Source organism: Halobacterium sp. NMX12-1, assembly GCF_040435975.1.
In the GTDB taxonomy this organism is placed as follows: domain Archaea; phylum Halobacteriota; class Halobacteria; order Halobacteriales; family Halobacteriaceae; genus Halobacterium; species Halobacterium hubeiense.
Genome location: NZ_CP159205.1, coordinates 172909 through 197964, shown reverse-complemented (window position 1 = coordinate 197964; position 25056 = coordinate 172909). Strand labels below are relative to the sequence as shown.

Here is a 25056-nt window from a genome sequence, read left to right as displayed (position 1 = left end):
GATGGCGGGTTCCGGGAGCGGGCATACGCTATCGGGGGTATCCGCCGTAATTGTGCGAAGAGAGTTCGTTTCGCACCCGCCGCAAAGCTGTGCGGGTTCGACGGTCTGATATAGGTAGTCACGACACTGCGGGTATGAGCCGGTTCACTACAACGATCGACGTTCGGTTCCGGGACATCGACGCGATGGGGCATGTGAACAATGCGGTGTACGCGACGTATCTCGAACAGGCGAGAGTCGAATACTTCGCCGAGGTACTCGGGCGGTCACTCGATACTACCGCGTCGGTCCTCGCATCGCTCTCGATCGACTACCGGGCGCCCGTCGAACTCGACCAGGGGTCGGTTACCGTCGCGGTCGACGTGCCGGAACTCGGCACCTCGAGTATCCCGATGGAGTACGAGATCCGAACGGAGGAGGAGATCGCGGCGACGGCGGACACCGTTCAGGTGCTGTACGATGCCGAAAACGAGGAATCGCGGCCGATCCCGTCCGACTGGCGGGGGACGATCGAATCGTATCACGACCTGTAACCGCCGAGGCTGCGAAGCCCGACGTCGACTCCTCCTGCCGTGTGTCAGTCCCCGTCCTCGGTCTCGATGGCTGGGTCGTGCCGCCGGAACCAGTCAGTCAGTTCCTCGACGCGATGGGTCGCACGCGACGGATCCCCGATGTTGTGGTGTTCGTCCTCGTAAATAACCAGCCGCGCGGGGACGTCCTGTTTTTTCACGCTGACGTAGAGCTGCTCGGCCTGGGACGGCGGGCAGCGCCAGTCCTCGCCGCCGGCAGTGACGAGGAGCGGGGTGTCGATGTCGCCGGCGCGCGTGAGCGAGGAAATTTCGCGGTACGTCTCGACGTTTTCCCACGGCATGCCGAACTCCCAATCGTGCCAATTGTGATTATCATCGGTGCCAAATGTCGAGTAGAAATCATAAATGCCGTGTTCGGGCGCCGCGGCGGCGAACTCGTCGGTGCGGGCGACGATGTGAGCCGTCGTGATCCCGCCGTAGGAGAAGCCGGTGACGAACAGTCGGTCCTCGTCGGCCCAGCCGCGGTCGACGAGGTGCTGGACGCCGCCGATCACGTCGTCGCTCTCCAGCTCGCCACGGCTCCCGTAGAGCGTCTCGGCAAATTCGCTGCCGTAGGAGGTCGAACCGCGGTAGTTGACGCGGATTACGACGTAGCCGCGCGAGCACCAGTAGGCGTGCGGGAAGTAGAACGTCGGCGCGTCGTACGACATCGGGCCGCCGTGGATGGCGGCGATAGTCGGCGCCGCGTCGGGGTCCTCGCGGTCGAAGCCGGGCGGCAGGTAGACGATGGCCTCGACCTCGCGGCCGTCCTCGTTCTCGAAGGTGACGCGCTCGGTCATCGGGTGCTCGTACTCGGTGAGGAACGATTCGTTGAGCAGCGACACGCGGGTGAGGTCCTCCTCCTCGCCGGTTTCGAGGTCGTCGGTGGCGACGGTGTAGACGTCCGATCCGCCCTTGGGACTCGCGAGCGTGCAGGTGACGGTGCCGCCGGCCAGGTCGAATCGCCCGAGGTCACGGTCGCGGCCCTGCGAGTCGAACACGCGCGTCGGGGCGTCCTCGTCGGGGTCGAGCTCGACGAGACGGGTCCTGCCCTGATCGGCAAACGGGCAGACGATCGTGTCGTCGTCCTGCCAGCGCGGCGCGCCGAAGCGAGCGACCGTGCGATCCAGCGACGCGGAGACCGAATACGGGATCGCCGTCTCGTCGTCAGGCGCGACGTACACTTCGGTCGGCTGGTACCAGTTCGTCGGGTTGCCCGCGGCAAAGGCCAGCCGGTCGCCGTCGGGCGACCAGACCGGGTCCGAGCAGCGTTGCTCGCCGACGGTGACCGTCCGTCGCTCGGAGCCGTCGGGCGCGATGGTGAACACGTCGACGACGAGCGTATCGTCGGGGTCGTCGGCGTCGACGTCGGGAGAGTTCACGTCGACGGAGACGTACGCGATACGCTCACCCGGGCCCCACGCGGGCTGGAGCCCCATCAGGGGTTCCGAGGAGCCGGCGCCGTAGGCGTCGTCGAGCCGCCTGCGCTCGCCGGTCGCGACGTCGACGACGAACAGGTACGTCGTCACCGTGTCGGTGAAGCCGACGCCGTCGAACTTGTGCTGGAGGCGTTCGGTCTCGATCGGGCCGCCCTCCTCCCGTTGCTCCAGGTACTCCTGTTCCGCCTCGGTCGGATCCCGGGCGGAGACGACGATGCGGTCGCCGTCGGGCCCCCAGTCGAACTCCCGCACGCCCTCGTCGAAGTCGGTGACCTGTTCAGCGTCGCCGCCCAGCGACAGGTCGAAGCACCACACCTGCGTTTCGGGTCCCTCGTCCCCATCGTCCCCGCCAGTTCCGTCGTCGGAGCTGGCCTCCTCCTCGTCCGCAGCGTCGTCCTCGCGTCCCTGGCGACGGGCGTAATCGGTCTCGCGCGACGCGAGGAACGCGAGGCGGTCCCCCTGCGGCCCCCATTTCGGTGACTGCGCCTCCGAAACGCGCGTGAGTCGGTGCGGCTCGCGAGAGCCGTCGGCCGGGGCGACGTACAGCGTGCTGTGGCGCTCGTCGTCGGCTTCGTCGAACTCGTCGGCGACGAACGCGACCCGGTCGCCATCCGGGGCCACGGCGACGTCATTCGGCAGCTGGAGGTCGTAGTGGGTCTCGAGCGGTATCTCGTCCGGCATGGGGTCGCGTACCGAGCGCGGGGATTTGGTGTTCACTCCTAGGAACCAGGACAACGTGACAGCCATTCTTCTCACCGAACCGTTCGAATGTTTGGATCACCTCGTATCTTCGAGGAACACCGCGTCAAACTGTTGCGTTTTGGCGTTAGTGAGTACTTCTCGATACGCCGACGCTTGTTCGAAAGACGGTTGTACGCTCGCGCTAAGTGTGGTCTTGCCTTGGTCCAGTTGTTCGATTCGTATTCCCTCGAGCGCTTGATTCCATTTCTCGATTCAAGCGCGTTCTACTTGCTCGTCTACCGGAACGCTTGGCTGTCTGCGTCGTGAATGAACTTCGTGATACCGAGGTTAATCCCGACGGTGTCTTTCACGTCGGTGTCTTCGGCGGTAGATTTCTCGGGTGGTCCACATCATAGTCAACGATGATACGAACTGTCTAGTCACCGATTTTCTACTTTTTCAGAATGACTTCTTTGATTGTGGCGTCGTCTGGAAGTTGCCGGTGAAAATTTTCAGCCGGTGTTCTTCATGCCGGCGGCGATTCCTTTGACCGTCAGGCGGAGTGTGCGTTCTGCCTGATTGGTACGGTGGCTTTGGTTGAGAAGGTCAATCTGGAGGTAGTTGAGTGGGTCAACATAGGGATTGCGGCGGTTGAGGCTCTCTCGGAGCCACGGGCGGTCGACGAGGTCGTCGCGCTGGGTGGTGGCGAGGACGTGGCCGCTCGCATTCTCGTACTCGGCCTGGATGCGTGGGAAGAATTCCTCGCGGAGGTCGTCTTCAGCGAGGTTAGCGTACTCGCTGGCGATCTCCATCTCGGTGCGGGCAAGGCTGAGCGCGGCGTTGTCGAGGGTAGTCTGGAAGACAGGCCACCCCTCGTACATCTCGCGGAGTACTTGGAGGTCGCCGCCTTTGTCGAGGTAGGTCTGGATGCCAGTGCCGAGGCCATACCAGCCGGGAATGATGCAGCGGGACTGGGTCCAGGAAAACACCCAGGGGATAGCGCGGAGGTCCTCAACGCTGCGCTCTCCGCTTCGGGAGGCGGGGCGGGAGCCGAGGTTGAGCTGTTCGATGACGGTGATTGGGGTGGCTTGCTCGAAGTAGGAGACGAATCCCTCGGTTTCGAGGAGGTCGCGGTAGGCATCGCGGGCGGCTTCGGCCATGATGTCCATGGCGTCCTCCCAGTGGCCAGGGAGACGGTCATCTGGCTGGGTGACAGCGGCGTGCCGGGAGCGGACCTGGGCGTTGAGCATCTGTTCGAGTTCGCGCTCAGCGATGCGCGGATTCCCATATGTTTCGGCGATGGCTTCGCCCTGTTGGGTGAACTTGACCTCGCCGGAGACGGTCTCTTTGGGGAGGGCAAGGAGGGCTTCGTTCATGGGGCCGCCACCACGGGAGATGGAGCCGCCGCGGCCGTGGAAGAAGCGGAGACCAACCCCATAGTCGTCGGTGATCTGGGCGAGGCGACGCTGGGCGCGGTCGAGCTCCCAGTTCGCGGCGAGGAAGCCGTTCTCCTTGTTGGAGTCCGAGTATCCGAGCATGACCTCTTGGACGCCGTCGCGGGCTTGGAGGCTCTGGGTATAGGCGTCGTTCTCGAAAAGTGTGCCCATGATGCGGCGGGCGCCGGAGAGTGCGGATTCGGTCTCAAGGAGGGGGACGATGTCGATACCGGCGTGGTCGGGGAGGCAGGTGACGCCAGCCTGGTCGGCGAGGAAAAGGACTTCGAGGACGTGGCTGGGTTCCTCGGTCATGCTGATGGCGTACATGTCAATGGCCTCGGGGCCGTACTCGCGCTGCCAGTTCTCGAGGGCGTCAAAGCGGCGAAATACGCGGCTCGCGTCGTCGTCGAGCCCCTCGGTATCGGTGAGGTCGAGGACGGGTTGGTCCTGGAGGATGGCCTCCGTGAGGAACTCCACGCGCTCACCCTCGTTCATCCCGGTGTAGTCGATGTTCTTCTGAGAGAGGGCCTGTTCGAGGGCGCCGGTGTGCATCTGCTGGTGGTCGCGGAGGTCGAGGGCGGCGAGGTGGAAGCCAAAGGTCTCGACCTGCCGAATGAGTGGGTCGACGTACTCCGTGGCGACGTCGTCGAGGCTGGTGTTCCGGAGTGCCTCGGTGAGGCGTTCGAGTTCGCCGTGGAAGGCCGCCGAATCCTCGTAGCCTCCGGGTCGGACGTCGTCGACGCGGGAGACGCGTTCGAGCATGACGGCGACCTTCTGGCGGAAGGGTTCGTCGGGGTAGCGTTCGTTCGCGCGTTCGACGACGCCGGGGACAGCATGGGCGTCGGTTTGGAGGGATTCGGGGAGGCCGTTGACATCAACGCGGGTGGCGTCCTGGCTGAGGACGCCGGCGATGTCGGCGAGGGCCTCCTGATAGCGCTCAAGGACGAGTCGGCGCTGGCGGCCGAGGGTCTTCTCGGTGACTTCGGGAGTGACGTAGGGGTTGCCATCGCGGTCGCTGCCAGCCCAGGATCGGAAGTCAAGGATCTGGGGAACCTCGGGTGGATCGTCGTACTCGGCCTCGAGTGCGTCTTCGAGTTCCTCGTAGACCTGGGGAACGACGTCGAAGATGACGTTAGCGAGATACCAGTGGACATTTCGGGATTCATCAAACGGTTCCGGCCGTCGTTCGCGGACTTGGCGGGTCGTCCACAGGCTCTCGACGAGGGCGTCGAGGCGCTCGAGTTTGACTTTGCGTTCTTGGTCGGTGAGGCGACGTTCGTCGAGTTCCTTGATGAGGTCGCTGACGCGCTGGAGGGAGGCCTTCACGGTCTTGCGACGTGCCTCGGTGGGATGCGCGGTGAAGGTCGGTTTGACGCGAACGTCCTCCAGGACGCGGGCGACGGTTTCGGGTGGTGCGCCCTCGTTGGCGAGGGTTTCGACGGCTGCGCGGAGACTGTCCCCAAGGCTCCCCTCGTGTTCGCCGCGGCGCAGGGCTCGGATGCGTTCGCGTTCTTCGGCGAGATTGATGAGTTCGAAGTAGTTCGTGAACGCGCGGGCAATGTCCGTGTTGACGTCTTCTGGGTTCTGTCTGAGTGATCGCTCGAGTGGTCGTCGGTCCGGTGCGTCACCGCTACGATAGTCGATGGCGGCGGTACGGGCTGTTTCGACGGCTTCGAACGAGATATCCGATGCGTGGCCGGCGATGACATCCCCGAGAGTCTCACCGAGTTCGCGGACGTCCTGCCGCACGCTCCGACCATGTAACTCCATGCAGTCAACCCGTAATTCCATCCTAATGGATGTTTGGTTGTAGCACCGCCAGATCAACTAGATTGTGGCTCACAGCTTTCGCCGCTCTTCACCGTCGTGTTAAGGAAGAGGCGGTCAGAGTCTCAGATTCCTATGACCGAAACCGACCGCCTCAGCGAGTGTCCCGAGTGGATTAACTTTGGTTTTGTGGAGCGAGAGCGGACACCCCGCGAGATCATTGAAACGGGTATCCGCCACCATCTTGCTGGATTATCACTTCCAAATACAGGTATTCTTCTTGAGGAGTTGGGTGTCAAACGGGGTCGCACTGCAGTTCACAATTAGGTTTGAAAGGCCAATTTACAGCCAGCCGGAGTGGATCTGGGTCAACGACGAAGAGCACTCAAGGAACACTGGCTGTACGCTGCAGTCGATCCGCAGACGAACAGAATCCTTCATTCGCGGCTCTTTCCGACGTATACAATCCCGATCGGTTGAGCGTTTCTCATCGAGTTGTGTGAGAAACACGATGTCTCCGGCTCTGTGTTTCTCGTCGATGTCGCAGCCGATATCGCGGGCGCGCTCCGTCGAGAAAGGCTTGAATACCGCGTCGAGATCCACAGCTACAGAAATCAAGTCGAACGTGTCTTTCGTTCAGCCACGTCGATTCATCGACCGCGGAAACGTAGTTACAAGCCTACACCGTCTGGTGGAATCATGCCTAAGTTAACACGACCTTCTATCGAGGATATAATTTTCGGAGTAGTAACTTAATTACGTTGGAGGGATTCCGCTTGAATGCTGGTAGTTGAGTTCGTGTTCGTAGGTTGTGTCCTACTTCCGAGGGCGCTGGCTCCTTAAAACCCATAAATCGCTATAACACTATGATTCAATCACTCTAAATTCCTCAGTAGGTGCATCAGTCTCTCCCCATATTCTATTTGCCCCTCAATGGGTGAGGGGCTCGCTGTACTGGCGAGTTCCCTGAACACGGTGAGAACGATGGCAACCAGAGACATCTACGAAACGGGCTTCGACGAGGACGTCCGAACGGAATCGAGTGCGAACCAGTGTCCCGAGTGCGACGGCCGGGTCACCACGAACGCGGTCAAAACGGTCTGCGAGGACTGTGGCCTTGTCATCGACGAACAGCGCATCGATCACGGGCCGGAGTGGCGGGCGTACGACGACGAGGAGTGTGAACGAACGGGCGCCCCACTCACTGCGGCTCGCCACGATCGCGGCCTGTCGACGGAGATCGGTCGGGGCACCGACGCAAAGGGGAACGAACTCTCGGGGCAGAAGCGACGGCGACTCGCGCGGATGCGCCGTGAGCAGACCCGTGGGCGCTGGCGGTCGAAGGCGGAACGGAATCTCGCCCACGGATTGGGCGAAGTGCGTCGGTTGGCGAGCGCGCTCGACCTCTCCGATTCGGTTCGCGACCAGGCGTGTCAGCTCTTCCGGAGCGCCCAGAACGAGGATCTGCTTCGTGGCAGATCCATCGAGGCCATCGCCGCGGCCAGCGTCTACGGGGCCTGCCGGTGCAACGGCCGCTCGCGGTTGGTGGACGACGTCAGCGAGATGGCCCGCGTCGCGGAGTCACGGGTCACGAACGCGTACAAAACGCTGAACGAAGAGCTGGGCCTCCCCGCTGATCCCGTCTCCCCCAGTATGTTCGTGCCGCGGCTCGCCTCGGACCTCGAGTGTCCGGACAGGATCCGACAGCGGGCCCGAGCCCTCGCGGAACAGGCCGAGGAGCGCGGCGTCACGACGGGCGTCCATCCGGCCGGGTTCGCAGCGGCCTGCCTCTACAAAGCGGGACAGGAACAGGGGCAGTGGGTAACGCAAAGCGACGTCGCGGAGACAGGGAACGTCACGCCAACGACTGTCCGGACGCATCACGAGACGTTAGCGGAGCAGGTAGCCTGACAACGCTCCTGCACAGCTACTGGAGTTAGATAGTTTTCTCAGGAAACTATTTGTTTCTTGGCTGCGTAGCATCCAGTATGACCGAGACGTGGGACGACGTCAACGAGCAGGTCAAAGCGGACTGGAAGGACGACACCACGCCGTTCGAGCGAGTGTACGAAATCGTCGAACAAACCCACGATGGGCAGTCGGCGGCCGAGATCGCCGACCGGGCCCTCGTGAGCGAGCCGACGGCACGTCGCCACTGTAAGACGCTGGTGAACACAGGGTTCGCCGAGACGGAACAGGACGGCCAAACGACGCTGTACAAGCGAAACAGCGACCGGGTGTTGATGTCCCGGATCCGTGAGCTGCGTGAGGAAGTCGATCGCCCGGAGCTACTCGACAGTATTCAAGACATGAAGGCCGAAATCCGGCGCTACGAGGACCGCTACGACGTGGTGTCGCCGGAAGAACTCGCCCAGCAACTCGACGCCAACGAGACGGACGGCTGGGACGACCTGACGGCGTGGCGGACGACGCGGCAGAATCTCGCCGTCGCACAAGCCGCCCTCGCCTACGACGAGGCCAGCCACCAGCTCGCCGTATGAACGACGGCGACCGTGCCGGCGAGTTCGGCCCGATCTATCTCCCGGCGCTGCAGCGGATCCGTGATCTCTGGCTCGAGCTTGAGCCGCTCGTCGACGAAACAGGGTACGACGACGTCGTCGCACCCACGGAACTACAGATTAGTCTCAGCGACGGGCTCGCCGATGCCCAGAGCGCTCGGCTCGATATTCAGTGGAGCGAGCTCGGGATGTACTCGTTTCACTACGTCGATAGCGACGACGTCAACTGGCGCTTCGACCGTCACCCGAACACGCACTCTCCCGAGATTCATTTCCATTCGCCGCCCGAGGCCACGACTATGGAGGCCGAGCCGTCCTGTATCGACGTAACCGATGTGTCACTCGTGACTCGTGCCGTTCACGCGATGTGGCGGGCAGCGTACGAGAAGCGGGATCTGGATCGACTGAATAGCGCATCGAATCCTCCGTAAGGATGCCCACTGAAAGTGATCCTCCCGAGAGTCTGGATGAGATGTCCCCCGAGGAGGCACGGCAGTATCTCATTTGGTTCCTTGGCCGCCAGGACCTCGACGAGCACGAGGAGATCTACGACGAACTCGCCACCGAATAGATCCGTAGAATCGTCGTCCACGTACAGCAGTCCAGTTTTTCAGCTCTGTAGAAATATTCATCAGTTGCTGGTTTTCTACTTCATTCGCTAAGTATAGGGGAACAGTATAATCGGCTAGTGAAAATTCGTTGTGTCACAGGGGACAAAGATTATTCTACAAGAAAGGGTTCTGAGACATATGGACTTGAGTTGGGGCCTCCTCCTTGTTGTCACCGTCCTCGTCATGGGGTATGGTCTTTACACTGTGTACAATCTCTCAAATCTCCTCGGAGAATACCTCCGTTCCTGAAAACCAAATTCAGGCGTTCTCGCTTCCGTCTACTCGGTACATTCAGAGGAACTACTGGAACGCTAACGGTAGCAGAATCATTATTTATCAGATGGACGTAGCCTTCGTATGGGCCTGAGCGTCTCCGAGTACACTTCCTCACTCCTGACTCGGCCACGGATTCAGTCAGTTTGTGCAATCGTCGTTGTCGTTGGGTCACTTCTTCCGTGGACGAGGATTCCAGCAGGAGTCTTCAATTTCATGTATTTCCCGGGGTTGGAGTCTGGGCTTGCGGTGTATGGCCAGTATACGCTCATCGCTGGCGTCGGAGCGTTCGCACTAGGCGGGCAATCGGCGGGCACTCGGGGTATTCGTATCGCTTCAATAGGGGTTGCAGGACTCGTTGTTGTGCTCAGCGTCGCTTGGATCGTCCGAATGATGAACGTTTCCGGCTTTAGCCCCGCGATAGGCACATTCTTGACCCTTCTTGGTGGAATTAGCCTCCTCACAGTAGCGTTTACCCTCGATAAGTAAACATCCCTACTGAGCGGCTGATTCACCAGGGAAGATAGCAAATCAATATGATTTCAACAAGGCCAGTTTTCCTTGGAGCGGGCTGGCCCGCTACGTTCGTTTCTCACGGACGCCTTCACGGCCACGAGTCATATCCTCACAGTTCGGACACACCTGAGGTTCGTCGACCGAATCCGGCGTGAATACACGAACGTAGACCTCCGTGACATGACTCCCGCAGTTCTGGCATTCCGCCATACCAGTAGCAGCCAGACCATCGACCATAGGCTTTCTGACAGCGACGACCGAACTGCTACCACGTCGTCTGAAACAAATGCGTTTACCCAGACGACAGTCTTTGCGACTGACATCCAGTCGTTCTCGACGCATCCGTCGACATGGAAGACTGGCACTCCACCTGCCGTATTTTAAATGCGGTGTCCGACATGTAGTTACCATATGAGCGCACCCACGGAGACGATTCACATCGAGAACGTCGTTGCGTCCAGTGATATCGGCCAAGAGCTCTCCCTCGACCAGCTTGCCACTGATCTCGACGGTGCCGAGTACAACCCTGAAGACTTCCCTGGGGTCGTCTACCGCCTTCAGGAGCCGAAGTCAGCCACGCTAATCTTCCGCTCGGGGAAAGTCGTCTGCACCGGCGCGAAAAGCGTCGACGACGTCCACGACGCCCTCGACATCGTCTTCGATGACCTCCGCGAGTTAGGCATCGACGTCGACAGTAAGCCATCGATCGAGGTGCAAAACATCGTTTCGAGTGCCAGCCTCGAGCAGTCGCTGAACTTGAACGCGATCGCAATCGGGCTCGGCCTAGAGCAAATCGAGTACGAGCCCGAACAGTTCCCTGGGCTCGTCTATCGGCTCGATGACCCCGACGTCGTCGTCCTTCTCTTTGGCAGTGGGAAGCTCGTCATTACTGGTGGGACAGAAACGGACGAGGCCCAACAGGCGCTCACGCACGTGCAGGACCGGCTTTCCGAACTCGGACTGCTCGATTAACCCGGCCACGTTGGGATTGGAGAGACCCGCTTTCCAGCGAATCGCCGCTACCGCCGACGAGAACTGCTGTCGTCCCTCATGTGGTCGCGGGCGGCTTCGACATCCGAGTAGAGCGCCAACGCGTGCTTGATGAGTCGACGATCATCCAGATTCTCCTCCCACCGCGTAATCACGTCACGGCGGTCCCGGACCTCGGCACTTGCGAGGTCGCCGTCGGCGAGCGACTGTTCGAGATCCTCCCACGTCTCGACGTCGTAGGTCGCCTGCCACTCCTCGATCTCCTCGGTGATCGCGGCCAATTCGTTGCGCAGCTCCTCGCGCGTGTTCTCCTCGATGAGCGTCCGGATCTCCTCGAAGAGCAGTCGGGTGTAGTCCGGCTGGTAGCGCGTGGTTTCGCCGGCCTCGACGCGGCGCAGCTGGCCCTGGTCGACGAGATCCTGGAGTTCCTCGTTGGTCGTACTCCAAGCCGCATCAGCTTGCTCGCTGATCCAGTTGACTGACCGTGGTTCGCGAAGCGTCTCGGCGACCGCCCGAATGCGGTCGCGGGCACTCATCGACTCAGTCCACGACTGGACGCTATTCCGTGGGGATTCAGGCATGCTTGGCACCCTAGTCCTGACTGCGATACGGGAGTGTTGTCACGTCGAACGCATCGTAGTGGCGGTCGTACGTAAGGATGTGATCGACCCCTAAGGCGTCCATATGGGCTGCAACAGTGAAATCGGTGAGTGACGCATCCAGATCCGTCCACTCAACGAACATTGCTTTGGCGTCATCGAAAACGTCCTCGGAGACGGATTCGAACTGATAGAGCGTGCTCTCATCCAGCGTCGTCAGGAACGACGCGGCGTTCCGCATCGACGCCTGTTTTTTCAGCCGTGTAGCCGCCTCGTCGACGATGTGATCGTTGACGATGAGTCGACGATAGGGGAGGTCACCGTCGCGGACAAAGGCCATGAACGCCCGCGAAACTTCGTGCATCTGATCTTGGGGGTTGAACAATACGTACAGGAACTTCGGGCCGACGACGACCTGATGGCGGACGTGCCCTGGGCGAAAATGCTCGGCTGTGACCGTGCCAATTGGGGTCTCGACTGGCTCTGCCATCAGCGGTCAGGGCTCCGTGGATGGATCGTCGGCGAGCGTGAACGATTCGTCACTGCCGTGCCACTCGTCGACGAGATCGTCTTCCTCGCGAGCGTCCGTCGCCGCCGACGCTGGAAGGGACTCGTCATCAAGGTCGTCGAGAACGGTGAACGCCGGGTCGTTTGGGTCGGCTTGCTGCTGGCGTTCGATCCACTCGATGAGCGCCTCGTGGCCGGCTTCCTTGAGCGAGAGGCCGTGTTCTCTCGCAAACTCGCGGAAGCGTTCGTATTCGTCCTCGTTCAGTTCAGTTTGGACGTGCTTAGTGTCGTTACTGCTCATAGGGCCCCAGTTGCAACTCCCATCTATTTGCTCATGAAGTATAAGATGTTCGCATGTACTATTTCATGGCCATGCTCAACTGAGAGACGGAGCAGACGACTGGCCCTGACGTTGAAATGCGATACCGACAGAAGCTATGAGCCAACCGATGCACAACCGATATACTGACTTTGCAGAACTGCGGCCGACCGGCGAGGCATCCCACATTCCGGACACGAGGCTGGACAACGGCTGTGAGGGTGACCCCCGACGGCAACGTGTCGCGACGAGCGCTGGTGGCTACCCTGATGCGCCGACGGCCGCCGATGGCGAGTGCCGGTCCTGTGGGGCGTCAGTCCCAGACGGCCAGACGAAATGCCGGTTCTGTCTCACCAACCATCTCGGGAGTGACGCCACTAGCACGAACGAGTCAGCGTCGACGACGTGCCTCGGCATCGTCCACCTGGTCGTCGAGTCGACCACGTTCTACGGCGCCGTCGCGAAGGGTGGCGCCGCGGCGAACCTCCTCTTTGCCAACGAGGCGGAGCCGGCCGTCGACGACTACACGCTCATCTATGACCTCGACGAGGCGCCGGCGCGCCAGCTGGCCGATCAATGGCCCTCACTTCCCGACGCGGTGCAGGTATCGTCAGGAGAGGGTGAGCGGCTTCTCAGTGCCGCCCGTGACCGAACTGGGTGGCACGGGCAGGGAGCGTCGGAGCGCCAAGAGCAGGCCCCGACGCGGCTCTACGACCAGCGTGGGGATGGCATCCACGACGCGTCACGACTCACTGAGGTCCTCGACGACGCCGACGACGCGGTGTGGCTGGTTCCAGCGATGGCGCTGACCGAATCCGCTGGCGAGGCTACGGCTGATAGCCAGCGGTCCTCGGTACCGACGACGCAGCAACTCGACTGTCAGAACTGTGGGCGGGCGACCGACCACCGGTTCAAGACCCATGAATCGGTCCCAGATGAGGCGTGGACGGGACAACCGATCTGGGAGTGCCGGGTGTGTGGCGCAGCTCGCTACGGCCCCAGTCTCGAGTAGTGCCAGTGCTGGGCGTCGATTAACCAACAGCCTGCGAGTACCGTCGAGGTTCGTTGGTTAAGGCCGTGATCTCCTGCAAGCCCGACGCTAGTCTCGATGGGGAGTCTTTCCGCGCCGACGAGCGGTGAGGCGCTTCCAATGGAGCAAGAGTTCAAACAAGGGTACCGGATGCATCGTATACTCAGCAATCTCAGCCGGCTCGACGTCGATCGGTTGGACGACGCGGATCGAGAGCGGGTCGAGACTGCGGGAAACCTCCTGGAAGAAGTGAGTCTACTCACGCGGCCGGGCGACGGAGTCGGGGCGGACGCCCACGCAGACTCCTAACTGGCGTCGCCGGCCACGCCTCAGGAGGCACCTCTCACGTCGGTTAATCGCCCCCGACAGGGGTGCGGGGGCGACCCCGTGAGGTCCAGACATGGCGACACTACAAGCTGCGACGACGTCGACCGGCGCGATCGTATCGGATCCGCAGGCAGTCCGCGAGCTCTGTGAGAGCTACTGCTTCGGGACGCTCGACTGGGAGGTGACCGAAGACGGAGAGCTCACCATCTGGGGGTATGACGACTTCGAGGTGTACGAGACGCGGGAGAACGGCCTGCCGGACTACGAAGGCGGGGTCGTGACCCACGAGTTCTTGCGAGAACTCGCCGACCACCTCGAAGCCAACGAAGAGTTCGATATCCAGACGGCGGGGTTCACCAAATGCCGCTTCCCAGTCTTGGCCAAGCGGTACGTCGTTCGCGATGGCGAAGTCCTCCACGCAGACCTCAGTTCCCCCGACCCGATCGACGAGTAGCGTTGTTCGTCCCCCGAGAGGGGTGCGGGGCGATCCAGTCGTGATTGTCAGCATCAGATGGTGGTGAGACATGACTGAACTCACGAAGACCCTGGAACTGAAACTGGTAGACCCGAACGCACACAAGCGGGAGAAGCTCCGTGAGACGCGGGCGGCTTACCAGCAGGCACTTCAAGAGGCCTTCGACGCCAACAGTACCACTCTGGGGGAAGCAAACGACATCGTGGGTGACTACCAGCTGAGCAGTTACGCGAAGAACGCCCTAAAGAGGTATGTCCCACAGCTAACGACAACCTATGGAGCAAATGAACTCAGTGACGATCACCCTGTCCGCTTCACGAACGAAGGGGTGAAAATCGACCACAAGCCTGAAAACACGATTGAGTGGTACGTCAAAATCCCACATCACGAAGACTACCACCTCTGGGTACCAGCACAGCCGAACCCTGAGCAACGGGATTGGCTTCTAGCCGTGATTACTGGCGACGTAGACGTTGGGGAAGGTCGCTTGCTCAAGCAGGAGGGAACGTGGTATTTCCATCTCACCGCGACCCGTGACATCCCACTCAACTCCGAGGTTCCCGCCGAAGAACGCACCCCCATTGGCGTCGATATCGGGGAAGCAAGTCTCGTCACGGTGTGTCACCGCGACGAGCATAGGTCCCCGACAAACCCTGAGCTCTGGACGGAGGAGGGGAAGACTATTCGTCGCCTCCGCAAGCGCTACTTCACCACGATGCGGCGACTTCAGCGTCGCGAGAGCGAACGGATCGTAGACACATTCGGCGACGAGTTGTGGGCGCAAATCGACGATATCCTCCACACCGTCACCAGGGAAGTGGTGGAGTACGCTGAGTCAGTCGAGACGCCGGTTCTCGTGCTCGAGGATCTCACCTACATCCAAGAGTCGATGGACTACGGGGACTACATGAATCGCCGGCTTCACGGCTGGGGATTCGCCAAACTCCACGCACAGATCACGTACAAAGCCGCTGAAAGAGGGATCCCCATTACAACAGTCGATCCCCGGAATACCTCCCAAGAGTGTCATGCGTGTGGTGAGAGAGGATTTCGGCCTCAACAGGCGACGTTTAAATGCTCCAACGACGCCTGTTGGATCGAAGAGTACCAGGCGGACATCAATGCCGCACTCAACATCGCAGACCGCTACCTCAGCGGAGAGAGTCGTTCCGGAGAACACGAGAACGACGATGACTCGGCTGAGGATGGGGCCTCGTTGACCGGGCCACAAGACAGCCAAGCCGATGCTGAAACCCAGCAGGCGACGCTTGGAACGTATGCGTCTTGAAACCGTAGAGCTGAGCAACCGCTCAGCTTGAAATCCCGCGTCGGGATTCCCGCATCCAACGGATGTAGGCGGAGGTCAAGGGACATCGCGCACTCTTTACGGGAAGGCCGCCGACTCGCTATGTCTAATTGAACCGGGATCAAATTCTACAGGTAGTAAATCACTGTTACGTGGGATATCTTACTGATTACGTCTCATCTCTGCCCATCCTACTCCAGAAATGAGGATGGCGACACCCGCGCTGTGGTTTCGACCGTGTTCCGGAGGTCTGCAGTGAAGCGATGGTGCCAACTGCGCCACAGGGTTGACTGATTGGGGACCGACTCCAAGCCGATCTGTTCACTGAAATCAGGGTGCTGGGTGAGGTATTCGACAGGGCCGTCTCGTGGTCCCAGCCACGGCATTCTTTCAGCAGGAACAAGCGAAATAGTGTCTCCATCTCGTAACTCGTCGATCCTACATACTGGTCGTGGGGATCGAACTGGACGTATGCAAGCGGTAATGTGTGGACGAATGGTTCAACGCCCTCGTGTTCGTCTTGTTGGAACCACGTTTTTGCGACGACCCGGACATCCGACTCCAGTGCGGGAAGCGACGAGCGATCGAACAGCGGGCTAGAACCATACGTTGGCCAATCGACATAGGAACAATGTGCTCTGTTGAATCCGCAGAAGGCGAGAGGATAGCGTCGCTCTGAAGGCAGTAGCGAAGCGGAAGAGTCGAATGTGCCTAAACTCCTCTTCCGCTTCGTTAAGCAAGCCGCGTCGCTGGCTCAAAAGCGCTGTGCCGCCAGTCCAACCGCGGTGAGTGATCCGACTGGCCACGGTTTTCCCGGCTGGAAGCATGTCACGCTCCACTTTTTGCGGGTTCACATGGATGCGACGTACCGCGAGATCGTCGATTGGGCGAGTGAGATGGATCGTGTTCGTGGGCTGTTACAGCTCGCTCGAACGGCATTTCCCGCACCCTCAACGCTGTACCGGTCGTTTGAGAGGGCGCCCATGTCGGTGTGGCGAGGCTTCCTTCAGGAGTCCGCGACCATCTGCGATCCGGACTCGCACGGTGCCATCGATGCCACGTTCTTCGACCGCGAAACGGCATCGAGACACTACCAACACCGCTCGGATCGCCACATACGCACGCTGAAAACGACGGCGCTGGTCGATACAGAGTCGTGTGCCATCCTCGATATTCACTGCTCGGCACACTGGCCTCACGACACCCAAACTGGCCGTCGAGTCGCCCTTCGTAACACCGAGAAAATCGAGAGTGTCGCCGGCGACAAAGGCTATGACGACCAATCGCTGCGGGACGCCCTCCGTTCAGCGGGCGTCCGGCCCTTGCTGCGCCATCGGCTGTTTGCTGCGTACGATCACGCCCACAACGCACGATTGGACAGCGAGTTATACGGCCAGCGCTGGATGGCTGAGACTGCCTTTTCGGCCATCAAGCGTCGGTTCGGCCCCGCTGTCCACCCTCGCGCGTGGTACCGCGAGTTCCGCAAACTCGTGTTGACCGCCGCAGTCTATAACCTCGAACAGGCTCTCAAACAGTGATCCCCACGCCGTCATCGGATTCAACAAAGCAGTGTTTAGCAATTGTATACCGGTTCAGATGTCCTTTTTCCAAGTCGTTTGCTTCGTCAATTGCGCTGTCAAGGTTGTGTCCCTCCCACCGATAATAGATGATCATCTGCCTGATCAAGCAATTATCGACTGCTGAGCGTAGCAGGGGTATTGCAGCAAGCAGATTATCTTCCTGAATAGCGTGCTGTGCATCCACCAAGAGGTCAATCCATGTCGGGTTCGTCACTTCTCTGTGTGATACGGTAGCTCGGTACGAGACATCGATCTCGTCTCCGAAACTGAGTGGTCCCTGACCGTCTTGACCTTCACGGAGTGTTGAATTGACCGCCAGATTTGTAGACCCAGTTCGAACAACGGTAACCAGAAGGTTGTCTCCCAGCCGTGCTTGGTTCTGGGAGTCAGCAATCTCGAAGGGGAGCCAGTTTTCTTCGTTTACTCCTTTGCGGCTTGCTCCGGTAATGAATAGCGAAGTGTATTCACAGCCCTCGTGTATTTTGTGCATCGGTACTGGGCGTGTCTCACCTACTTTCACTCCGTTAAAACCGTCAATCTGTCTTCCTCCAGGAGTGAGCGGGATGCTAAAATAATCTCCTTCGACACTTCCTGTCCGATGTAGTGTCTGGAGTACTCCTGTATCCAAGGTAAAACCGCTCTGGCAGTAGGGGCAGATCACAAATTGATCTGGTTCCATTGAACTTGGCTGCAGATCCGGGAAGTCGAGAATGTCAATCATGGAATCGCAGTGACGGCATGTAAGATTCACCCCTCCACCTGAGATCCCACTGGTTCTGGTATTCATAGCTGCTTGTTGTTCTCTCTCAGGTATAAACCACTCTTGCACAGCGATGCGAATGTTATCTGAATTAGTCAGGAGCTTTCGTGATCAATACGCATCCTCACTTACGGGTTGTTTCACCGCACATAGTATCTGATCAATAGGATTTCAACAGCGCCAAATTGGTCACTCCATAGCCTAGCGATCTATGCGACAAGGTATTGAGTTGTGAGATTCCCAAGACTGGGTCCGGAGCGGTCACGGACCTGTTTGCTATCTCTACTCGTTCGTGTCGGCGCTGTCAGAAAGCCTATGACCGATAAGATGGCTGCTACTGGTATGCCGGAGTGCCAGAACTGTGGCAGCCACGTCACGACCGTCTACGTCCGTGTATTTACGCCGGACTCTATCGAGGAGCCACGTGTGTGTCCGAACTGCGAAGACATGACTCGCAGCCGCGAAGGAGTCCGAGAGAAACGAACATGATGCAAGTCATCGCGCATCCCAATATCGAAAGAGCCGATGGCTAGCGCCCTTGATACACTAGCACTCCACAGCGCTACCAGCCTGAAGGGACGTCGGGCTTTGTGAGTGACCAACAATTTGAAGTCTTTTCTCGGCTGTTTCACCAAGACCGTCGAATCAGCAAGTGGTAGTAATTTCGAAGCGAGCACCGCCGTTCCGTCCGTTTGCTGCCGAAATCTTCCAACCGTGTCGACTGGCGACTTCTTCGACGATACTGAGCCCGAAGCCGGTCCCCTCGTCAGCAGTCGTATAGCCCGCTTCAAACACGCTTCCACTCACTGATTCGGGGAGTCCAGCTCCATCGTCGGCAACGTAGAACCCGTCTCCGGTATCACCGACCGTTACTGTCACGTCTGAACCGCCGTGCTCAATCGCGTTCCGAAGGAGGTTCATCACGAGTTGACGGAGTTGATCGCGGTCGGCCTTGACAGTCCGTTCCGTCTCAATTGTTAGTGTCGCCGTCGTCTCCGGAAGTGTCTCCCAGCAGGATTCGACAAGCTCCGGCAACCAGACGGGCTCCAAGTCCATCGCTTCTTCGCCTGCTTGCGCGAGCGCCAGCAAATCCTCGATTAACGCATCCATGCGGCCTAGCGCGTGGTCAATCTCGTCGATGTGGTCGCTGTCGCAGTCTTCTTGCAGTAACTCGAGGCGTCCCTCCGCAACTTGCAATGGATTTCGCAGGTCGTGGCTCACCACGCTCGTGAACCGGTCCAAGCGTTCGTTCTGCTGGACGAGCTCGCGTTCGCGTTGCTTCTGGTCGCTGATGTCGCGGTCCATCGCCACGAACCGGTCTTGCCCATCCAAGTTGAGGCGGATGAGATGCACCTCGATGGGGAACGTCGACCCGTCCTTTCGTTCGAGTTCGCCCTCAAAGCGGTGTGGGGTATTCGGTGGGAGTGTCTCCCAGAACGACGACGCCCGATCGGGGTCGGCCGTCGGGTCGATGTCCCAGACCTTTCGTCCGAGAAGTTCTGATTCGGTATAGCCGAGCTCGTCACACATCCGCTGGTTAACATCCCGAATCACACCGTCGATGTCGTGGACTGCAAACATGTCCGGCGAGTGTTCGAACAACGCCTCCAGTCGTGCGCTGTGGGACTGCAATTGTTGCTCGTACTGTTTACGCTCCGTAATGTCATCCTGGAACCCAACGAAGAGGTTGATCTCTCCGTCGTCATCGAACAGCGGTGCGACGCGAACGCGGTTCCAGAACTCAGTGCCGTCCTTCCGGTAGTTTCGTAACTCGACGGTCGCCGATTCCCGACTGTCGATCGCAGTCCGGAGGGTTTGGACAGGTTCGTCTTCAGTCGCTTCGCCTTGGAGGAACCGACAGTTACGACCGATAACGTCGCGTTTCTCGTAGCCAGTGAGTTCCGTGAATTCGTTGTTCGCGTAGATGATTGGATTATCCTCCTGATGCGGGTCAGTCAGGAGGATTCCAATGGGCGCTTCGTCCATCGCTTGCTCTTTCGCCGACAAATTCGTCGTGTCTGCGTCAATCGTTGGTTGTGGACTGAGTGTACAGATCAGTGAACTATCCTCCGTGTACGAGAGCGTATGTTCGATGTCGAGTTCGGTACCGTCCTTTCGGACGAACGTCGTGGTCCCGTGCCAGCGGCCGTCGCGTGCTTCCGGGAGGAACACGTCGTAGACGTCCTCGACATCATCGTCGTGGTAGAGTGTTTCAAAATGTCGGCCGACAAGTTCCTCCCGGGTGTAGCCGAGCCTTTCTGCACAGGCAGTGTTCGCGTATTCGATATAGCCATCTTCGTTGAGGATACTGATGCCGTCCTGTGCGGTTTCGATGGCTTCGAGGCCACGATTCAGGTATCGCTCAGCCCAGTATCCCTCGATAGCGTTCAGAATCCGGTTGGCGAGGACGCTATACTGTTCCGTGCTACCGGTTTTCTGGAGGTAGTCGGTGACACCTGCGCTAATCGCTTCGCTGGCGATCTCCTCGCTGCCTTTGCCGGTATAGAGAATAAACGGGAGGTCCGGGTGAGCATCTCGCACACGCTCGAGGACTTCCAGTCCATCCAAGCCTGGCATATCGTAGTCACAGACGACACAATCAACAGAGCGCTCACTCGTTTCAAGGACTGCAAGGGCGTCTCTGGGGTCAGTCTCAGTGTGGACAGTGAACGCTTCGTGTTCACGTTCGAGGAACGTCGCGACGAGATCGGCGAAGCTCGAGTCGTCATCGATGTGGAGGACGTCGACGGTCTTCGCATCCGGAAGGAATGTCGAATCCGGGCGGGGTCCATCGTCACCGGTCATACTCTTGGTTCGTGCGTGAAGTGGTATCCGTCTTACTAGTTAGTCTCCGTTTGCGCCCTGATTTGAGGGATGGATTGCAAATTCTATGTGAGCGGTGATGGCCGATAGATGGACGTATGAGGCTGGAGAAGCCCGGATACGCTCTCGAATCCGCGTCAAGATCGAATCTACCGGAATCATTCTTCTCGAATCAAGCGCGCTCGGTCGCTCTACTTCCATACGTATTCGGCACTCGCAAAACCAGATTAGCGGATTCCCAGATCTTGGGAACCCGCATCGTGCTCTTCGGATGGCCACCCACAGTATGCTAGCGAGAACCACTCGGATGCACCGAGAGCAGAAACTCAAGGTCCAGCACGTATGTCCAACACATCACTCGACATTCGGGAAGCGGACACTGACGAACAGCATTCGACTGCCAAGTCCCGGTCACAGTCGTCGTGTCCGGAGTGCGACGGCCAGATCGTTCGCGACGATGAGCACGGGGAAACGACCTGCGAAGACTGCGGGCTAGTCCTCAACGAAGAGTCAATCGATCGAGGACCCGAGTGGCGAGCGTTCAACAGCGACGAACGGGACGAAAAAAGTCGCGTCGGTGCGCCGACCACGGAACTCCTGCACGACAAGGGGCTCAGCACAACAATTAGCAGGAAAGACACGGATGCATATGGGCAATCGGTCCCCGATCGGAAACGAGCGCGCCTGCAGCGGCTACGGAGGTGGGACGAACGATTCCGAACGAAAGACGCCCACGAGCGGAATCTCAAACAAGCACTTGGCGAGATCAATCGGATGGGATCTGCTATCAATATTTCAGACCCAGTTCGAGAGACAGCAGGGGCGATCTACCGCCGAGCGGTCGACGAAAACCTCCTCCCAGGTCGGTCAATTGAGAGCATGGCAACAGCTGCCCTGTACGCTGCAGCCAGACAACACGGAACGCCACGGCAGCTGGCCGCATTCGCTGAAGTCAGTCGCGTCGAAGAGCTCCGGATTCAGCGGGCCTATCGGTACGTTTCCCGGGAACTTGCCCTCGAAATTGAACCGGCGGATCCAGTTGAATACGTGCCGCAGTTTGCGTCCGTACTCGAGGTAAGCGACGAGGCAACGCGTCAGGCTCGCGATCTGCTCACCACCGCCAAAGCACAGAACGCACACAGTGGCAAGAGCCCGGCAGGTCTCGCAGCGGCCTCCCTCTATGCTGCAACCCATCTCACAAACGAGCAACTGACGCAGAAGACAGTGAGTAACGCAGCCAACGTGAGCCTGATGACGATCCGGAATCGCTATCAGGAATTGCTCGATGTCTACGCGGAACACGGGGAGTCTGCGTGATGACCGAGCCAAGACAACCCGGCTACGCAGAGGTAGCGGCCGATAGCCAAGGGAGGGACGGACTGCGGGCGCTCGGTCGCGAAACCGACCGGGAGATTCTCGCGTGCTTCGTCGCTGCGTCACCTCGTGATGTCATGGACATCGCCACCACTGTGGAATACCACCCGATTACAGTTGACCAAACGTGTGCGCGACTCCATGGGCATGGGCTGATCCGTCCAGTCGGTCGAGGACGATATGATCTGACCGACTCCGGACGTCGCTTGCTTGAGGCTGAGTGCGATACAGACATCGAGCGGTGAGAAGAGTCGCAGGCTTGCTCGTCTCGCCGCCGGGTACATCAACCGGATAGCATATCCCAGATACGTCCCAAGTTCAGATAATGGTGCGCGATTCAGCGTCATCTGAGGACTCGCCATCGTTGCGAGATATTCTTGATTCGCTGGACGACGCCGACTGTCGAGCGATTCTTCGCGAAACAGCTGAACCTATGACTGCACCCGAACTCATCGACGCGTGTGACATCCCCAAATCGACGGTGTACCGGAAACTGGACCGCCTCAGCGACGCCTCGCTGGTCCGCGAACAGGATACGATCAACCCCGGCGGGGGTCGGACCACGACATACGAGCGAGATTTTGACGACGTGATGATCTCCATGGATGACGACGGCTTCTCGGTGACAGTGGAACGACCGCCGCGGAATGCCGACGAACGGCTTGAGGATATCTGGTCGAAGATGGGGGATGAACTATGATGTGGGTGGACACAGCTATTGTCGTCGTGAAAACGGTGATTTTGTTGTTGGGGAGCGGGATCACGTATATCGCGTATCGGGCTTATCGTCGCACGGGGGTACCCTCGCTTCGGATGCTTGGGATCGGGTTCGGCATTATCACGTTCGGCGCGTTGCTCGCCGGTATCGCCCATCAAATCCTCTCTGTATCGCTGGAAATGGGAATCCTGATCAACAGCGTCCTGGTGGCGATTGGCCTGGGCATCATCATGTACTCGCTTTATCTCGAACGGGAATGAACCTCTACGGGAGAAGTCGGATCGGGATTCTATCCGCAGAAACTTCGGTTAGGACAGTCCACCGGTCACAGGGTAAAATACGGAGCCTGGAGTGTAATCTACGCCAGCGTGACGCCGCAAGCGATTTTCGCGCCTCTGGAGAGGGTGAGGGTTCCGTCGAGAGTCCCCCGAGGGAACTTCTAATAAGTCAACAACAACGCCCCGGCACTGTCTAGTTGAGTTAGTTTGAGAAGTGAGCAGGTCGTTGAGTTAATCGACCAAGATGCTCGCAGACCTGCTCAGCGAGAGCTATGAACCGGGTTTAGAAGAAATTTGGGAGAATGAGCGGACGGCGACGTCCGTCAGGGCGTTCGCCGTCCGCCTTCACCAGACCGGTTATTACCTTCGAGAAACAACAACGTGCTTAGCGGAATTAGGCGTTGAACGCTCGCATGGAGCGGTTTGGAACTGGGTGCATCGCCTAGCTGACAGTGGTTGCGATCCGCCTGAGGCGCAGCCGAAGCGCGTCACGGTTGACGAGACTGCCTGTCAAGATTAACGGTGAGTGGTCTTGGCTGTACGCTGAAATATACACTGAGACGAAGTTCATTCTCGATGTCGCGTTGTTCGGACGACATAGCTCTGGTCCGGCGGCTGCGTTCCTCACTGGGCTCCGCGAGAAATATGATCTCTCAGAGGCTGAGTTTCTCGTCGATCAGTTCGGCTATCGGACCTCTATTGCTCGATTAGGGTTGAGCGGCCAGGTCAACTATACCGACCGAAACCTCATCGAAAAATGATTTCACACGCTCAAAATGCGGATCGACCGCTTCCATAACTCGTGGGTGGGTAGTCGATCAAGTGTCCGCGAGTAGCTTGAACAGTTTATGCATTACTACAACCACCACAGACTGCATCAAGGTCTTGATGGCAGAACGTCGATCAAGAAACGCCAGAACTAGACAGTGCCGTTACACCAAGTCTGTCAAGAAAACTTATAGCTTACTAACCAATAAGTCAACCCATGAGCAAGTCGCAAACTGAGAAGCGTCCATGGCTCGCTGCACTGCTCAGTATCCTTGCGACAGGATTGGGGCACGCGTACCTCCGACGCTGGTGGCGCGCATTCGGGTGGATCACAGCCCTATTCGGCGCGGCGACCCTGTTCGTCGACCCGACAGCACTTGAGGCATTCATACGCGGGCAATCAATCGACCTACTATCAATCGCACCAGTCCTCGTCGTCGGGAGCCTGAGTGTCGTAGACGCTTATCTCGTGGCACACGCACAGAATATGATGGCTCGGTTTACTCCAAACCAAAATGGGGAACTCACGCACTGCCCGCACTGCGGGAAGGAACTCGATCTTGATTTGGATTTCTGTCAGTGGTGTTCCGCAGACCTCACGCACGCCGAAACAGGGAACCCGACAGAACGGCCGGACAATCGCTTCTAACCGTCTAAGCTCTGACCGACTGCCAGTACAGCTGTGACGTATTCTTCGGCGGTCTGTCGCGCCGTCGCAAGCGACCCCTCCTCATCGAAGACGACTGCCCTCGTGCGGCCCCCGTCGACAATCGTCATCAGCGCGCGTGCAGCATGCTCGGCATCCACATCGTTGAACACGCCGTCTTGGATGCCCTGGTCGATTACAGTGCTGAGCATGTAGCGGACGTATTCGTCGTTCTGCTGGAAGCGTTCCCTGAACGCTTCCTTGTATGGTGCTTGGCTCCGCATCTCCAGTATCGCCACTAACAGATCCAGGTGATCCTGTGCGTCGACGAGTAGTTTGTCGAGCAGTAGGTCCAAGCGCTGTCCAGGATCGGTGGTTTCGACTTCGTGAACCGTGTTCTGGAACTGGTCGAGGATATAGTCTAGAAAGGCCGCGAGTAAGTCGTCTTTCGTGTCGTAGTGGTAGTGGATGGCAGCTGTCGACTTGCCGTATTCCTCGGCAATCCGTTTGATCGTTAAGTCGGCGTACCCGTGCTCTTGGAGAGCTCGGTATGTCGCACGCATGATCTCCTCGTTTGGATCAGCGGCGGTGCGGTTCGGCGAATCAGCCATTACGTAGTATATTCGGCGTACCCGGGATAATGCTGTTGACCTCCCCGTAAGATTCACTATTGGGGCTCGAGTATTCGTCTCGCTGAGGCACATGTCACGGAGCCTGTGGGCGTCTCCCCATTCCAAAGCCTTTT

Annotated in this window: 23 protein-coding genes and 2 pseudogenes; 17 read left to right on the top strand and 8 right to left on the bottom strand. The window is 59.1% G+C overall.

Annotated features, from left to right (window positions below; all coding sequences use genetic code 11):
• Nucleotides 1-134: 134 nt before the first annotated feature.
• Complete coding sequence (locus ABSL23_RS16700) at nucleotides 135-533, top strand: thioesterase family protein (protein ID WP_006183374.1); 399 nt, start codon at nucleotides 135-137, stop codon at nucleotides 531-533.
• A 44-nt stretch (nucleotides 534-577) separates the two neighbouring features.
• On the opposite strand, the gene ABSL23_RS16695 is transcribed toward ABSL23_RS16700, so the two are convergent.
• Entirely contained in the window at nucleotides 578-2689 is a 2112-nt protein-coding gene (locus ABSL23_RS16695; protein ID WP_230892481.1) for a S9 family peptidase, read from the bottom strand.
• 512 nt (nucleotides 2690-3201) lie between these two features.
• Nucleotides 3202-5895 carry a phosphoenolpyruvate carboxylase gene (ppc, locus tag ABSL23_RS16690; protein ID WP_006185531.1) on the bottom strand — a complete coding sequence of 898 codons (2694 nt, stop codon included), beginning with the start codon at nucleotides 5893-5895 and terminating at the stop codon, nucleotides 3202-3204.
• Between the two features lie 132 nt (nucleotides 5896-6027).
• Between ppc and ABSL23_RS16685 the strand changes: the two are divergent.
• The 6 genes and pseudogenes from ABSL23_RS16685 (at nucleotide 6028) to ABSL23_RS16660 (ending at nucleotide 10783) form a co-directional block, all read left to right on the top strand.
• A pseudogene (locus tag ABSL23_RS16685) lies at nucleotides 6028-6563 on the top strand (IS6 family transposase).
• 313 nt (nucleotides 6564-6876) lie between these two features.
• Nucleotides 6877-7803, top strand: coding sequence for a transcription initiation factor IIB family protein (locus ABSL23_RS16680; RefSeq protein WP_353635552.1), 927 nt, complete (start codon nucleotides 6877-6879; stop codon nucleotides 7801-7803).
• 77 nt (nucleotides 7804-7880) lie between these two features.
• On the top strand, nucleotides 7881-8393 hold the full coding sequence (locus ABSL23_RS16675) for a winged helix-turn-helix domain-containing protein (protein WP_230890742.1): 513 nt from the start codon (nucleotides 7881-7883) through the stop codon (nucleotides 8391-8393).
• Complete coding sequence (locus ABSL23_RS16670) at nucleotides 8390-8842, top strand: hypothetical protein (RefSeq protein WP_353635473.1); 453 nt, start codon at nucleotides 8390-8392, stop codon at nucleotides 8840-8842. Before ABSL23_RS16675 ends, ABSL23_RS16670 begins: the two co-directional genes overlap by 4 nt.
• Nucleotides 8843-9379: 537 nt before the next feature.
• Nucleotides 9380-9784 (top strand): hypothetical protein, encoded by a 405-nt coding sequence (locus ABSL23_RS16665; protein WP_232589941.1) that lies wholly within the window; start codon nucleotides 9380-9382, stop codon nucleotides 9782-9784.
• 438 nt (nucleotides 9785-10222) lie between these two features.
• Nucleotides 10223-10783: a TATA-box-binding protein gene (locus ABSL23_RS16660; RefSeq protein WP_230890739.1), complete on the top strand. Its 561-nt coding sequence runs from the start codon at nucleotides 10223-10225 to the stop codon at nucleotides 10781-10783.
• 47 nt (nucleotides 10784-10830) lie between these two features.
• Here the strand turns inward: ABSL23_RS16660 and ABSL23_RS16655 are convergent, their stop codons facing one another.
• Genes ABSL23_RS16655 through ABSL23_RS16645 form a run of 3 tightly spaced genes read right to left on the bottom strand, consistent with a single transcriptional unit; the run spans nucleotide 10831 to nucleotide 12208 of the window.
• Complete coding sequence (locus ABSL23_RS16655; RefSeq protein WP_353635472.1) at nucleotides 10831-11382, bottom strand: hypothetical protein; 552 nt, start codon at nucleotides 11380-11382, stop codon at nucleotides 10831-10833.
• 10 nt (nucleotides 11383-11392) lie between these two features.
• Entirely contained in the window at nucleotides 11393-11890 is a 498-nt protein-coding gene (locus ABSL23_RS16650; protein ID WP_353635471.1) for a type II toxin-antitoxin system VapC family toxin, read from the bottom strand.
• Between the two features lie 6 nt (nucleotides 11891-11896).
• Entirely contained in the window at nucleotides 11897-12208 is a 312-nt protein-coding gene (locus ABSL23_RS16645) for a hypothetical protein (protein ID WP_353635470.1), read from the bottom strand.
• Between the two features lie 148 nt (nucleotides 12209-12356).
• On the opposite strand from ABSL23_RS16645, the gene ABSL23_RS16640 reads away from it, so the two are divergent.
• The 5 genes from ABSL23_RS16640 (at nucleotide 12357) to ABSL23_RS16620 (ending at nucleotide 16902) form a co-directional block, all read left to right on the top strand.
• Nucleotides 12357-13238 carry a hypothetical protein gene (locus ABSL23_RS16640; RefSeq protein ID WP_353635551.1) on the top strand — a complete coding sequence of 294 codons (882 nt, stop codon included), beginning with the start codon at nucleotides 12357-12359 and terminating at the stop codon, nucleotides 13236-13238.
• A 138-nt stretch (nucleotides 13239-13376) separates the two neighbouring features.
• Nucleotides 13377-13565: a hypothetical protein gene (locus tag ABSL23_RS16635; RefSeq protein WP_353635469.1), complete on the top strand. Its 189-nt coding sequence runs from the start codon at nucleotides 13377-13379 to the stop codon at nucleotides 13563-13565.
• A gap of 91 nt (nucleotides 13566-13656) precedes the next feature.
• Nucleotides 13657-14037, top strand: a complete 381-nt coding sequence (locus tag ABSL23_RS16630) for a hypothetical protein (RefSeq protein ID WP_353635468.1) — start codon at nucleotides 13657-13659, stop codon at nucleotides 14035-14037.
• 70 nt (nucleotides 14038-14107) lie between these two features.
• Complete coding sequence (locus tag ABSL23_RS16625) at nucleotides 14108-15346, top strand: transposase (protein ID WP_353635467.1); 1239 nt, start codon at nucleotides 14108-14110, stop codon at nucleotides 15344-15346.
• Nucleotides 15347-16071: 725 nt separating this feature from the next.
• Nucleotides 16072-16902: an IS5 family transposase gene (locus tag ABSL23_RS16620; protein WP_353633356.1), complete on the top strand. Its 831-nt coding sequence runs from the start codon at nucleotides 16072-16074 to the stop codon at nucleotides 16900-16902.
• Here ABSL23_RS16620 and ABSL23_RS16615 read toward each other — a convergent pair.
• Together ABSL23_RS16615 and ABSL23_RS16610 are read right to left on the bottom strand one after the other, a co-directional pair.
• On the bottom strand, nucleotides 16892-17665 hold the full coding sequence (locus tag ABSL23_RS16615; protein ID WP_353635466.1) for a hypothetical protein: 774 nt from the start codon (nucleotides 17663-17665) through the stop codon (nucleotides 16892-16894). The two genes, ABSL23_RS16620 and ABSL23_RS16615, sit on opposite strands and share 11 nt — an antisense overlap.
• 684 nt (nucleotides 17666-18349) lie before the next feature.
• On the bottom strand, nucleotides 18350-20509 hold the full coding sequence (locus ABSL23_RS16610) for a PAS domain S-box protein (RefSeq protein ID WP_353635465.1): 2160 nt from the start codon (nucleotides 20507-20509) through the stop codon (nucleotides 18350-18352).
• A 360-nt stretch (nucleotides 20510-20869) separates the two neighbouring features.
• Between ABSL23_RS16610 and ABSL23_RS16605 the strand changes: the two genes are divergently transcribed.
• The 5 genes and pseudogenes from ABSL23_RS16605 (at nucleotide 20870) to ABSL23_RS16585 (ending at nucleotide 24314) form a co-directional block, all read left to right on the top strand.
• On the top strand, nucleotides 20870-21844 hold the full coding sequence (locus ABSL23_RS16605) for a TFIIB-type zinc ribbon-containing protein (protein WP_353635464.1): 975 nt from the start codon (nucleotides 20870-20872) through the stop codon (nucleotides 21842-21844).
• Between the two features lie 382 nt (nucleotides 21845-22226).
• On the top strand, nucleotides 22227-22601 hold the full coding sequence (locus tag ABSL23_RS16600) for a helix-turn-helix domain-containing protein (RefSeq protein ID WP_353635463.1): 375 nt from the start codon (nucleotides 22227-22229) through the stop codon (nucleotides 22599-22601).
• Nucleotides 22598-22879 (top strand): hypothetical protein, encoded by a 282-nt coding sequence (locus tag ABSL23_RS16595; protein ID WP_353635462.1) that lies wholly within the window; start codon nucleotides 22598-22600, stop codon nucleotides 22877-22879. Before ABSL23_RS16600 ends, ABSL23_RS16595 begins: the two co-directional genes overlap by 4 nt.
• Before the next feature lie 262 nt (nucleotides 22880-23141).
• A pseudogene (locus ABSL23_RS16590) lies at nucleotides 23142-23820 on the top strand (IS6 family transposase).
• A gap of 62 nt (nucleotides 23821-23882) precedes the next feature.
• On the top strand, nucleotides 23883-24314 hold the full coding sequence (locus tag ABSL23_RS16585) for a zinc ribbon domain-containing protein (protein ID WP_353635461.1): 432 nt from the start codon (nucleotides 23883-23885) through the stop codon (nucleotides 24312-24314).
• Here the strand turns inward: ABSL23_RS16585 and ABSL23_RS16580 are convergent.
• Nucleotides 24311-24922, bottom strand: a complete 612-nt coding sequence (locus ABSL23_RS16580; RefSeq protein WP_353635460.1) for a TetR family transcriptional regulator C-terminal domain-containing protein — start codon at nucleotides 24920-24922, stop codon at nucleotides 24311-24313. The two genes, ABSL23_RS16585 and ABSL23_RS16580, sit on opposite strands and share 4 nt — an antisense overlap.
• Between the last annotated feature and the right edge of the window lie 134 nt (nucleotides 24923-25056).